A 12,912-nucleotide genomic window follows, 5' to 3' on the forward strand; every position below is an offset into this window, starting at 1 on the left:
ACAGTGGAATCGTTTCAAGGTGTGCCGATGTGGCGGCCGAGAAATTTTTCGACCCGTCCCCAGAAGTCGATGCGGTTTTTTGGCAACGCCCAGCCGTGCCCTTCTTCCTGGTACACCACCCATTCGACGTTCGGGTTGGTGGCGATGACGGCGTCGCGGAATTTCTTGCCGTGATACAGAGGCACGCGCTTGTCGGCGGCGCCGTAGGCCAACAGCAGCGGCTGGGTGATGCGCGCGGCCTGCTGCAGCGGCGAGGTGGCGCGCAGTTGGGCCGCGTCTTTGTCGGGGTCGCCGATCAGGATCGGCGCGCCGTACTTGAGGTAGCCGGCGGTCATGTCGGAGGCAAAGCTCCAGTGGCCTGTGTAGATCAGGTTGATGTCGGTCACGCCGACCCAGTTGATGCCGCACTTGTACAGGGCCGCATCGTTCACCAGGCCCATCAGGGTGGCGTAGCCGCCATAGCTGGCGCCGGCGATGCAGATGCGCTTGGGGTCGGCGATGCCCTGGGCGATCGCCCATTTGGTGGCGTCGGCAATGTCGTCCTGCATCTTCAAGCCCCATTGTTTCCAGCCGGCCTTGTAGTGTTTGTTGCCGAAGCCGGTGCTGCCGCGAAACTCGGGTTCCAGCACCGCATAGCCGCGCGAGGCCAGGAACTGGCTGTCGGCCGACCAGCCCCATTCGTTGCCGCGCACGTAAGGCCCGCCATGCACCAGCACCACCATCGGCAGGTTCTTGCGCTTGTCCTTGTCCACGCTGCCCGTGTTGGGCAAGGTGAGCCAGGCCGGCAACGGCAAGCCGTCGCGCGCCGCCAGGCGCACCAATTCCCGCTCGGCCATGTTGGCCGGCACGATGCGCTCATGGGTGCCGCCGACACCAATGAACTTGCCGGTCTCGCTGTTGTACAAGGCGTAGTACGCGGGTTGCCGGTCGGAATACGATTGCACCAGCACCCAAGGACTGTCGGGGCGCGCCGCCGGCTCGACCAGGTTGACGGTCGAGGGCAGGGCGGCGTCGATGCTCGCCTGCAGGGTTTTCATCTTGCTGTCGAACCACACCGTGGCGCGCGCGTCGCTCAGGTAGCGCACCCCGAGCAGCTTCTCGCCCGAGGTGACCAGCTGACCGTTGAAGTCGTAGTCGGTCAGCGACACCAGCGGCTCGGCACTGATGCGCTTGTTGACCAGGTCGAAGGTATGCAGCGCCTGCTTGTCCTTGCCGGCGTCGCTCCGCACGTACAGGGTGCCGTCCGGACCGAAGGCCAGCGGTGTGAAGGCATCCTTGCCGCCCGCGTAGGCATCGAAGGAGGCCAGGGTGCGCCATTCATTGTTGGACGGATCGCGATACCAGATGGTCTGGGTATTTTTTTCCACCGTGATGCACAGGCGCGGTTCGCCCTTGTGGTCGAGCAGCCAGCCCTGGGCCGGCCCCGGCCGATTGACCGTCTCGGTCCGTCCGGTCACGGTGTTCAGGCGGATCAGGTTGACGTACTTGGTGTCGCCGTTCTCGCGGATGCCGTCGCGCTGGGGATTGACCACGTACACATCGTCGGAGGCTTGCGCGCCTTTCTGCCGCACCAGGAAGTGGTTGGGCGGCAAGGTAATCCTGGTCACGCTGTGTTGCTTGAGTGCCGCCCAGTTGACGTGCACCAGTTGCCTGAAATTACTGCCGTCCCGGTTCACCGCGAACAGGCCCGGGCCGCTGACGACGTCGCCCTGGCCGATGCTCTTGTCGGTCGAGTCCAGCACCAGGCGCTCGTTATTGACCCATTGGAAGTTGTTGACATCGCGGTCGTCGAACTGGGCCACGACCTTGGTGGCGTTGCTGGCCAGGTCGATCACGATCAGGCGGTCGCGCTTGTTATCGTTGGAAAAGCGCACCGCCAGGAACTTGCCGTTCGGTGAGAGTTCGGCATCGCTGAAGACCGTGTTGTCGAAAAAATCGGCGATCGGCGGCGGCGCCGGCGCGACCGGCTCGGCGGCAAAGGCGGGCGCGGCCAGGGCGCAGACGAGCAGGGCGCAGACGTGAAGGGCAGTAAGGTGCAGGCGGGAGGGGCGTAAAACGGGCATGGATTGGCTCGGTAAAGGGAAGGGAGACCTTGTTTCTGTCTGTTCTGTCAATACTATCGTTTTGCTAACCGTGGCGCCAGTGCTATCGGTCGCCGGCCTCGCGCGGCGTGCCGATATGGCGCTGCAAGAATTGTTCGACCCGGCCCCAGAAATCGATGCGGTTCTTGGGCAAGGACCAGCCGTGCGCTTCCTCCTGGTACACCACCCATTCGACCTTGGGATTGTGCTCCTTGAGCGCCTCGACGAATTTCTTGCCGTGGTACAGGGGCACGCGCCGGTCGACCGCGCCGTAGGCCAGCAGCACCGGCTGGCGGATGCGCGCGGCCTGCAGCAATGGCGAGGTGGCGCGCAACTGGGCCGCATCCTTGACCGGGTCGCCGATCAGGGTCGGCGCGCCATACTTCAGGTAGTCGCTGCTCATGTCGGAGGCAAAGCTCCAGTGGCCCGTGTAGAGCAGGTTGATGTCGGTCACGCCGACCCAGTTGATGCCGCACTGGTACAAGGGGCCATCGTTCACCAGTCCCATCAGCGCGGCGTAGCCGCCGTAGCTGGCGCCGGCGATGCAGATGCGCTTGGGGTCGGCGATGCCCTGGGCGATGGCCCAGCGGGCGCCGTCGGCGAGGTCGTCCTGCATCTTCAAGCCCCATTGCTTCCAGCCGGCGTGGTAATGCGCCCTGCCGAAGCCGGTGCTGCCGCGGTATTCAGGTTCGAGCACCGCGTAGCCGCGCGAGGCCAGGAACTGGCTCTCGGCCGACCAGCCCCATTCGCCGCCGCGCACCCAGGGGCCGCCGTGCACCAGCAGCACCAGCGGCAGGTTCTTGCCCGTGCCCTTGGGCAAGGTCAGCCAGGCCGGGATGGTGAGGCCGTCGCGCGCCTTGTAGCGCACCGCTTCCTGCGCGGCCATGCTGGCCGGCACGATGCGTTCATGGGTGCTGCCGACCGGGTTGAACTTGCCGCTCTCGAGGTTGTACAACAGGTAGCGCTCAGGCTGGCGGTCGGAATACGAGTGCACCAGCACCCACGGCGCCTCCGCGTGCGCCGCTACCTCGACCAGGTTGACGGTGGCCGGCAGGGCGGCGTCGATGGCCGCCTGCAGGGTTTTCATGCGGGCGTCGAACCACACCGTCGAGCGGGCGTCGCTCAGGTAGCGCACGCCGAGCAGCTTGTCGCGCGTGGTGATCAGCTCGCCGCTGAAATCGTAGTCGGCCAGCACCACCAGCGGTTCCGCGCTGATCTGCAGGGTGCCCAGGTTGAAGGTATGCAGGGCCTGCTTGTCCTTGCCCCTGGCGCTCCTGACGACCAGGCTGCCGTCGGGGGCGAAGGCGAGCGGCGTGAAGGCATCCTTGCCGCCCAGGTAGGCGTCGAAGGCGGCGATCTCGCGCCATTGATTGTTGGCCGGGTCCAGGTACCAGGTGGTTTGGATATTCTTGTCGAGCGTGATGCAGATGCGCGGCTCGCCCTTGTGGTCGAGCAGCCAGTCGATCGCCGGGCCGGGCCGGCGCACCGTCTCGCTGCGCCCGGTCACGGTATTGAGGCGCAGCAGGTTGACATATTTGAGGTCGCCGTCGCCATGCATGCCGTCGCGCTTGGGATTGGTGACGTACACATCGTCCGAGGTTTGGGCCCCGGTCTGCCGTACCAGGAAATGGTTGGCCGGCAAAACGTTGCTGGCCACGACGTGCGCCTGCAAAAAGGACCCGTTCGCCTGCACCAGTTGGCGGAACCTGGCGCCGTCGCGGTTGACCGCGTACAGGCCCGGCCAGTAGCGCTCGTCGCCCGGCCCGACGGTCTTGTCGGTGGTGTCGAGCACCAGGCGCTCGTTGTTGACCCACTGGAAATTGCGGACGTCGCGGTCGCTGAAGCTGGCCGCTACCTTGATAGCCTGGTTGGCCAGTTCGATCACGATCAGGCGGTCGCGCTGGTTGTCCTTGTTGTAGCGCACCGCGAGGAACTTGCCGTCGGGCGAAAGAAGCGCCGCGCTGAAGGCCGGGTTGTCGAAGAAGTCGGCCAGGGGCGGTGGCGGCGCGGCCGGCCCGGCGGCGCCGGCGGCGGGGATCAGCAGGGTCGTGGCGCACAGGAACGCGACACGCAACAAGTGCAGCAGGTGCGGCAGGTGGGCGGACATAAAAACTCGCTGGTCGGAAGACGAAACGCGCGGCGTGGCGCCGTCGCCCGATCAATCCTAGGCGCTTGCCGGAGCGGCTGCCAGCGCGTTTCGCGGCGCCGCTGCGTTGTTACGACAATTCGTCATTCGGGCGCGCGTACATGGTCGACCAGGCCGTGCGCGCGCGCATCCGGCGCCCGCGTGAGCAGGCTGGCCACGACCAGCACCAGCAATCCGGCCGGCACGCCGAACACCCCGGCCGACATCGGCGCGATGTGGAACCACTGGCCGGCCGCGCTGCCGCCGAGGATGGGGTTGGTGTGCAGCATGTAGTACAGGCACACGCTGAAACCGGCGGCCATGCCGGCCAGCGCGCCGGCGTGGTTGGCGCGCTTCCAGAACACGCCCAGCACCAGCGCCGGAAAGAGGGTCGAGGCCGCCAGCGAAAAAGCCGCGCCCACCAGCGACAGGATGTCGGCCGGCTTTTGCGAGGCGGCGTAGGCGGCGATGAAGGCCACCCCCAACAGCAGCAGCTTGGAAATGGTGACCCGCTTCTGGGTCGAGGCGCCCGGGTCGATCACCTTGTAGTAAAAGTCGTGCGAGAGCGCGTTGGAAATAGCCAGCAGCAGCCCGTCCGCGGTCGAGAGCGCCGCCGCCAGCCCGCCGGCCGCCACCAGGCCCGAAATCACGTAGGGCAGGCCGCCGATTTCGGGCGTGGCCAGCACCAGCATGTCGCCGTCGATGGCGATTTCGGCCAGTTGCACGATGCCGTCGCCGTTGATGTCGGCAATGCTGATCAGGGGATGGAGCTTGTCGACATTGGCCCAGTAGCTGATCCAGCTGGGCAGGTGGGAAAATTTGGTGCCCACCAGCGCGCTGTACAGGTCGTACTTGATCAGCACCGCCAGCGCCGGGATCGACAGGTAAATGAGCAGGATGAAGAATAGCGTCCAGAACACCGACACGCGGGTGTCGTGCACCGAGCCGGTGGTGTAGGAGCGCATCAGGATGTGCGGCAGCGCGGCCGTGCCCAGCATCAGGCAAAACACCAGCGCCAAAAAGTTGTTGCGGCGGATGTCGGAGGCATCGCGGTCGGCTCCCGGAAACGGCGTGGCGTGCGGCTGGGGCGGCAGGGAACGGGCCAGGTTGGCCGCGCGCGCCGTGCTCCACAGGCGCGCGGCTTCTTCGGCGCTCTTGGGATAGAGCACCAGGGCCCGCTCGGCGGCGCGGATATCGCCCATGGTGGCATTGCGCAGGCGCACCGCGTCGAGCCGGTGCTGCACATCCTGGCGCCCGCTTTCCCACGAGTCGGGCAGGCTGGCCGCGAGCGCGCCGTAGGCGGCGGCGCGGCGGGCGAAGATGGCGCGCACTTCGCGCTCGCGCGGGTCGCGTTCCAGTTCGGCCTCGCGCGCGGCCAGCTTGGGCATGACGGCGCCGTACGCGACCTGCGGCACCGGATTGTCGGCATGCTTGAGCGAGAGCCACATGGTGGGCAGCAGGAATGCCACCAGGATGATGATGTACTGCGCCACCTGGGTCCAGGTAATGGCGCGCATGCCGCCCAGGAACGAGCACACCAGGATGCTGGCCAGCCCGAGGAAGATGCCGACCGAAAAATCGACCCCGGTAAAGCGCGACGCGATCAGCCCGACCGCGTAGATCTGCGCCACCACGTAGGTGAACGAGACGATGATGGTGGCGGCCACCGCCATCACCCGCACCGGTCCGCCGCGCCCGCCGGCGCCGCCGCCGTAGCGCGCCGCCAGGAAATCGGGGATGGTGTACTGGGCGAACTTGCGCAGGTAGGGCGCGATCAGGAGCGCCACCAGGCAATAGCCGCCGGTCCAGCCCATGATGTAGGCCAGGCCGTCGAAGCCGTGCAGGTACAGCCCGCCGGCCAGGCTGATGAAGCTGGCCGCCGAAATCCAGTCGGCGGCGGTGGCCATGCCGTTGAACAGGGCCGGCACGTGCCGCCCGGCAACATAGTATTCGGTCACGTTCGAGGTGCGGCTGATCACGCCGATGGCGGCGTACAGCACGATGGTGGCGAACATGTACAGGTAGCCGAGCCAGACGCGCGGCATGCCTTCGCGTTCGAGCAGGGCCAGCGAGACGATGAAGGCGACGAAGCAGGCCGTAAACCACAGGTAGTAGCGGCTCAGGCGCCGGAACGCGGCGCTCACGAAGTCCCCCCGGGCGCGGCTTTGAGCAGGGCCAGGAAGCGGCGGTCGGCGCGCCGCATCGCCAGCACGTACACGCCGAGGATGGCCAGGTACACCAGCGAGGCGCCCTGGGCGGCCAGGTAGAACGGCAGCGGCCAGCCGCCTAGCGACCAGGCGGCCAGTTCGCGCGCGAAAAACACGGTGCAAAAGCCGGTCGCCAGCCACACCAGCAGGAGGATGGCGGTGAGGCGGCGCGTGCGGCGCCAGTGAATGCGGCGCGCGGCCACCAGGCGGCGGCGCTGCTCGGCCAGGGAGCCAAGGGCGGTCGGCATCAGCTGTTGTCCTCATCGGTGACGCGCGGCGGCGGGAAGGTCAGGCGGAACAGGCAGCCGGGCGACTTTTTTTGCCCGCTGCGCGGATTGTTGAAAATGTCGACCTCGGCCCCGTGCTGCTGGGCGATCTCGCGCACGATGGCCAGCCCGAGGCCGCTGCCGGGCGCGCTGTTGCCGAGGATGCGGTAGAAGCGCTCGAATACGTGGGCGCGCTCGGCCGGGGCGATGCCGGGGCCGCTGTCTTCCACTTCCAGGATCGCCAGATCAAGCTCGCGCCGCACGCGCACGGTGACGCTGCCGCCGGCCGGGGTGTAGCGCAGGGCGTTGTCGATCAGGTTAGAGAGCATTTCGCGCAGCATCATGGCGTTGGCGGCGATCGGCACCGGCGCCTCGGGCTGCTCGAAGCCGAGATCGATGCGGTGCGCGAACGAGGCTTGCACCCAGTCCTGCACGGTGTCGCGCGCGCTGTCGCACAGGTCCAGCACTTCGTAGGCGAGGCCGGCGTTGGGCTGGTTTTCGGCGCGCGCCAGGGCCAGCAACTGGTTGACCAGGCGCGTGGCCGATTCCGAGCTCTTGGCCAGCTGCTCGAGCGAGCGGCGGATTTCTTCGGGGTCGAGCTGGCGCAGCGCCAGTTCGGACTGCATGCGCATGCCGGCCAGCGGGGTTTTCATCTGGTGCGCGGCATCGGCGATGAAGCGCTTTTGCATTTCGATGGTTTGCGACAGGCGTTCGAGCATGTCGTTGAGGGAACCGACCAGCGGCGAGATTTCTTCCGGCACCTGGCGCGAATCGATCGGCGACAGATCGTCGGGACGGCGCGCGCGGATGCGTTCCTGTAACTGCGCCAGCGGCGACAGGCCGCGCGCGAGCGCGAACCAGACCAGGGCCAGCACGATCGGCAAGATGATGAACTGGGGCAAGATCACGCCCTTGATGATTTCGTTGGCCAGCTGGGCGCGCTTGTCCAGGGTTTCGGCCACCTGCACCAGGGCGGCCCAGGGTTCGTCGCCGCGCTTGGCCAGCGGGCGCAGGTTGACGTACGAAAAGGCGATGCGCACCGGGGTGCCGTGCATCAAGTCATTGCGGAAATGCACGCGGCCGTTGCGCAGGCGCTCGTCATCGGGCGGCAGCGGCAGGTCGCGGTCGCCATCGATGTGCTCGCGGCGCGGGCCGCTGATCTGGATGAACACCTGGTCCACATCGTCGGCGCGCAGGATGTCGCGCGCGCTGCCGGGCAGGCGCGAAAACACCTTGCCGTCGACTTCGCGCACCTGCTGGGCCAGCACGGTGATGCTGTCTTCCAGCGCGTGGTCGAAGGGCTGGTTGGCGATCGACTTGGCCACCAGGTAGGTGATCGCGATGCTCATCGGCCACAGCAGCAGCAGAGGCGCCAGCATCCAGTCGAGGATTTCGCCGAACAGGGAATGCTGGATGTTTTCTTCCTGCTCGGCGCCGGGCGGCACATACAAGGTGTCGAGGGCGTCCGGGGCCTCCGGCGGCGCCAGGGCGGCGTCGCGCACGCTCACTTCGATGCCGCGCCCGTGTCGGGAGCGCCGCGTCCGGCGTCAGGGAATTTTTCCAGGCAGTAGCCCAGGCCGCGCACGGTGGCGATGCGCACCCCGCCCACCTCGATTTTCTTGCGCAGGCGGTGCACATAGACTTCGATGGCGTTGTTCGACACTTCCTCGCCCCATTCGCACAAATGGTCGACCAGTTGTTCCTTCGACACCAGGCGCCCGGCGCGCGCCAGCAAAATCTCGAGCAAGCCCAGTTCGCGCGCCGACAAGTCCAGCATCTGGTCATTGATATAGGCGCTGCGCCCGACCTGGTCGTACGCGAGCGGGCCGTGGCGCACCACGGCCGCGCCGCCGCCGGCGCCGCGCCGGGTCAGGGCGCGCACGCGGGCCTCCAGCTCGGACAGGGCGAACGGCTTGGCCATGTAATCGTCGGCGCCCAGGTCGAGGCCGTTGACCCGCTGCTCGATCGAGTCGGCCGCGGTGAGGATCAGCACCGGCAACAGCGAGGCGCGGGCGCGCAGGCGGCGCAGCACTTCCAGCCCGGACAGGCGCGGCAAGCCCAGGTCGAGGATCAGCAGGTCGAATTCCTGGGTGGACAGGGCGGTATCGGCCTCCTGTCCGTTCTTCACACAATCGATGGCGTAGCCGGACTGGCGCAAGGAGCGCGTCAATCCATCGGCAAGCACGCTATCATCTTCGGCAAGTAAAATACGCATGGGGGCACCGGGACGTCTAATTAGGGCTATTGTGTTTCATTTGCCGCAACGCCGGGAATTTTTTTGAAACTGAGGCGTGTGGCGCTTGCATAAACCACTGTTTATTTGTACAGTGGTGCCTGTGACGTGATACCCGCCCTTGATCTGGACCACTCTCTGGACTGAAAGAAAGTTATGGACGATAAAAAAACCGTATTAAATGCTGGCGAGAAGGGCAAGGCGCTGGCCGCTGCCCTGGCGCAGATTGAAAAGCAGTTCGGCAAGGGCTCCGTCATGCGCATGGACGCCAACGCGCCGGTCGAAGATGTGCAGGTCGTTTCGACCGGCTCGCTCGGCCTGGACATCGCGCTTGGGGTCGGCGGCCTGCCGCGCGGCCGCGTGGTCGAGATCTACGGTCCTGAATCGTCGGGTAAAACCACGCTGACCCTGCAGACCATCGCGCAAATGCAAAAACTGGGCGGCACCTGCGCCTTTATCGACGCCGAGCACGCGCTGGACGTCGGCTATGCCCAAAAACTGGGGATCAACCTGTCCGAACTGCTCATTTCGCAGCCGGACACGGGTGAACAGGCGCTGGAAATCACCGACGCGCTGGTGCGTTCGGGCAGCGTCGACCTGGTCGTGATCGACTCGGTCGCCGCGTTGACCCCGCGCGCCGAGATCGAAGGCGACATGGGCGACTCCCTGCCGGGTTTGCAGGCACGCTTGATGTCCCAGGCGCTGCGCAAGCTGACCGGTTCGATCAACCGCACCAACACCCTGGTGATCTTCATCAACCAGATCCGCATGAAGATCGGCGTCATGTTCGGCAGCCCCGAGACCACTACCGGTGGTAACGCGCTCAAGTTCTACGCCTCCGTGCGCCTGGACATCCGCCGTACCGGTTCGATCAAGTCCGGCGACGAAGTCATCGGTAACGAAACCAAGGTCAAGGTCGTCAAGAACAAGATCGCGCCACCGTTCAAGGAAGCGCACTTCGACATCCTGTATGGCGAAGGCACGTCGCGCGAAGGCGAGATTTTGGATCTGGGTGCGGATAACAAGATCGTCGAGAAGTCGGGTTCCTGGTACAGCTATAACGGCGAACGTATCGGCCAGGGTAAGGATAATGCGCGTATTTACCTCAAGGAGCGTCCGGCTCTGGCGCGCGAGATCGAAAACAAGGTCCGCGTCGCTCTCGGCGTGCGCGAACTGCCGCCGGTTGCGGGCGAAGAGCCTGCCGTCAAGGCGGCCAAGCTGAAGGCTGTCCCCGAGTAATCGGCGGGCTTGGCGATGGCAGCACCCCAACTGAGCCTGAAAGGCCGTGCCCTGCGCTATCTGTCGATGCGCGAGCACAGCCGGCTTGAGCTGGGACGCAAGCTGGCGCGCCATGCGGAGGAGGGTGACGATGTCGAGGCCCTTCTCGATTTTCTCGAGAAGAACAACTGGCTGTCGCAAGAACGTTTCTCTGAATCCCTGATTCATCGCCGCTCGGCGCGCTTCGGCAACAGCCGCATCATGGCCGAGTTGCAAAGTCACGGGGTCAGGGGCGAAGCCTTGCAGGAACTCAAGGCCGGCCTGGTCGACAGCGAGATGGCGCGCGCCCGCGAGGTGTGGGAGCGCAAGTACGGCATGGTGGCGAGCGATCCCGCCGAGCGCAACAAGCAGATGCGGTTCCTGATGCAGCGCGGGTTTTCGCAGCGCGCGGTCAAGGCGGCGATGCAGGGGCGCGATCCGGATGATGATTAAGTCGGTCCGGGTGATGAATATGTATTATTGCTAGACTATATATCCCGTTGTTTGCGGGTTGTTTTTACAAGTGCGCCGCAACGCTGGCGCCACGTCTTTGGGCCGCGCCCTTGGGCTACGCCCTTGGGCGGAAAAGCGGAGCGCCTTTCGCCGTATGCCGGGCTAGTATGCCCGTCATACTCCTCAACGGTGGAAGGCGCTACGCTTTTCCGCCCTGTCTGATTTCTGAGGTAACCTGACTTTTTCGGACACTCTGGTTTGGTAAACTTCACCAACTGGAGAAATTTTATGACACGCTCAAAAACATACACCCCGGAGCTTCGGGAAGAGGCAGTGAAACTGGTCCTGACGCAGGGCCTTACGCTGGAAGACGCGTCGTTGCGTCTGACGATTCCCAAGGGAACGCTGGCCAACTGGGTTACGGCGGCAAGGCATGGCACGTCGCCCAAAGTGGCCCCCGGCAGCCGCTCCGTTCCCGAGCTTGAGGCCGAGGTCACGAAGCTGCGCAAGGAGCTTGCAGAGGCGCGCATGGAGCGCGATATCGTAAAAAAAGCGGCAGCGTACTTTGCGCGGGAGTCGCTGCCAAGTACGCGGTCATGAAAAAACTACGACTCGAATATCCCGTCACCGTTCTGTGCCGCGTGTTTGATGTTTCGCGCAGCGGCTTTTATGCGTGGACGCAGGGCAAGCTGTCGCAGCGGGCGCAGGACGATGCGCGCCTGAAGGTCGCTATCGAGGCCGTCCACGCGCAAAGCCGCCAGACTTACGGGCCGCTGCGTATGCAGCCAGAACTGGAGGCGCAGGGCTTTCCAGCAGGTAGGGACCGCATTGTGCGACTGCGCCGCGAACTCGCCCTGCGCTGCAAGCAGAAACGCAAATTCAAGGCCACCACCAATTCGAACCATGACCTGCCGGTGGCCGACAATTTACTGAACCAGACCTTCGCACCGACCCGCCCGAACGAAGCCTGGGTGACCGATATCACCTATGTAGCGACGGGCGAGGGCTGGCTCTACCTGGCCGGCATCAAGGACGTCTTCACCTGCGAGCTGGTGGGCTACGCCATGGACGAACGCATGACGCAAACGCTGACGGCAACGGCGCTATGGAAGGCGGTGCGCAACAAGCGCCCCGCGCCTGGACTGATTCATCATTCCGACCGTGGCAGCCAGTACTGCGCTCATGACTATCAAAAACTAGTGAAGCAATTCGGCATGCAGTCCTCCATGTCACGCAGGGGGAATTGCTACGACAATGCGCCGATGGAAAGCTTCTGGGGCAGCTTGAAAAACGAGCTGGTACACCATCAGCGCTACGCGACACGGGCCGACGCTAAAGCGGCCATTCAGGAATATATCGAAAGCTTCTATAACCGTCAGCGGCGCCACTCGCGCCTCGGCAATGTTCCGCCAGCGCTGTTTGCCGAAAAATTCAGCAAACGACAACAGGCGGCTTGAAACAAGAGTGTCCGCTATTGACAGTACACCTCAGTAGAGGGTCAGTGCCTACAATCGCACATGAACGGAACGGGAAAGTCGGCCATTTCCATCTCCCGTTGACGTCGACCGTTCCCTGTTTGTGCGGTACGACCGTCCGGTTCGTATTCATTTGTAGGGACTGACCCTCTTCCCCGAAGGGAAGCGCCAACGCTTCTCAGATTGTTTCCTCGCTAGACATGCAACGCCATCAATGGTTTTTCCGGGGGCACCCATATCGGCTCAAGCATGACCGGAATGCTTACTCAGCTGGATCCGTAAGGATAAAGCAAGATGAAAAATCGTTTTGAGAAAGATTTTCATTAGGCGTTACTTGCGCGGGACAAATTTTTCCAAATTAAAATAATTTACAAAAGTATATGAGATAATCAAGCCTTGAATGATCTTGAAAGCTTGTGAATGTCTATATTTTCAAAGTGTAAGCTGTTTCGTGCATGGGCAACGGTCCGGCAAACCGTGAACTGCACCATAGCAATTCTATTTATCTGCACTAGCTTCAGCGCACACGCTGGCGGGCCGAACTACGTCGGTCCATTTAACTATGGAGCGCCTCTGCATCCTGAAACTGCACTGCCGACATTGGAGGGTTGGCTCGCGGTTGCGCTCCAGAGCGTCATAGAAAGCAGAAAAGATGATTTTTTATGCAAACATTTTTTGGAGCACCGTAAACCCATGCCCTTATACATAAGTCGCCAGGACCCAATAAAGTCTTTTACATTCAATGAGTTGCAGAGGGGCTTGTAAACTTTGCCGAGATCGCGTTTACTCTTGCCTTTTGGGCGGCGCATTGGACA

At 63.9% G+C, this 12,912-nt stretch carries 9 protein-coding genes; 3 read left to right on the top strand and 6 right to left on the bottom strand.

Going from position 1 to position 12,912, the window contains the following annotated elements:
• Positions 1-14: 14 nt before the first annotated feature.
• The 6 genes from F0185_RS13745 to F0185_RS13770 all read right to left on the bottom strand — a co-directional run bounded on the left by F0185_RS13745 (position 15) and on the right by F0185_RS13770 (position 8,894).
• Positions 15-2,063, bottom strand: a complete 2,049-nt coding sequence (locus F0185_RS13745) for an alpha/beta hydrolase family protein (protein WP_167225257.1) — start codon at positions 2,061-2,063, stop codon at positions 15-17.
• Between the two features lie 82 nt (positions 2,064-2,145).
• On the bottom strand, positions 2,146-4,188 hold the full coding sequence (locus F0185_RS13750) for an alpha/beta hydrolase family protein (protein WP_167225259.1): 2,043 nt from the start codon (positions 4,186-4,188) through the stop codon (positions 2,146-2,148).
• Between the two features lie 122 nt (positions 4,189-4,310).
• Positions 4,311-6,350, bottom strand: coding sequence for a sodium:solute symporter family protein (locus tag F0185_RS13755; protein WP_167225261.1), 2,040 nt, complete (start codon positions 6,348-6,350; stop codon positions 4,311-4,313).
• On the bottom strand, positions 6,347-6,661 hold the full coding sequence (locus F0185_RS13760) for a DUF4212 domain-containing protein (RefSeq protein WP_167225263.1): 315 nt from the start codon (positions 6,659-6,661) through the stop codon (positions 6,347-6,349). Before F0185_RS13760 ends, F0185_RS13755 begins: the two co-directional genes overlap by 4 nt.
• Positions 6,661-8,187 (bottom strand): sensor histidine kinase, encoded by a 1,527-nt coding sequence (locus F0185_RS13765; RefSeq protein WP_370664010.1) that lies wholly within the window; start codon positions 8,185-8,187, stop codon positions 6,661-6,663. Before F0185_RS13765 ends, F0185_RS13760 begins: the two co-directional genes overlap by 1 nt.
• A complete protein-coding gene (locus F0185_RS13770; RefSeq protein WP_167225265.1) occupies positions 8,184-8,894 on the bottom strand; it encodes a response regulator in 711 nt (236 codons plus the stop codon). The genes F0185_RS13765 and F0185_RS13770 overlap by 4 nt, the downstream gene beginning before the upstream one ends.
• A gap of 174 nt (positions 8,895-9,068) precedes the next feature.
• Between F0185_RS13770 and recA the strand changes: the two genes are divergently transcribed.
• The 3 genes from recA (at position 9,069) to F0185_RS13785 (ending at position 12,079) form a co-directional block, all read left to right on the top strand.
• Positions 9,069-10,151 carry a recombinase RecA gene (recA, locus tag F0185_RS13775; protein WP_166877971.1) on the top strand — a complete coding sequence of 361 codons (1,083 nt, stop codon included), beginning with the start codon at positions 9,069-9,071 and terminating at the stop codon, positions 10,149-10,151.
• Between the two features lie 15 nt (positions 10,152-10,166).
• Positions 10,167-10,622 (top strand): recombination regulator RecX, encoded by a 456-nt coding sequence (gene recX / locus F0185_RS13780; protein WP_167225267.1) that lies wholly within the window; start codon positions 10,167-10,169, stop codon positions 10,620-10,622.
• Between the two features lie 288 nt (positions 10,623-10,910).
• Positions 10,911-12,079 (top strand): IS3 family transposase gene (locus F0185_RS13785; RefSeq protein ID WP_167225269.1). Its coding sequence is split into 2 segments (ribosomal slippage): positions 10,911-11,175 and positions 11,175-12,079, totalling 1,170 coding nucleotides; the frame shifts between segments, so codons are not numbered across the junction.
• Positions 12,080-12,912: the final 833 nt, after the last annotated feature.

The organism is Massilia rubra (assembly GCF_011682065.1).
Lineage (GTDB): Bacteria > Pseudomonadota > Gammaproteobacteria > Burkholderiales > Burkholderiaceae_D > Telluria_A > Telluria_A rubra.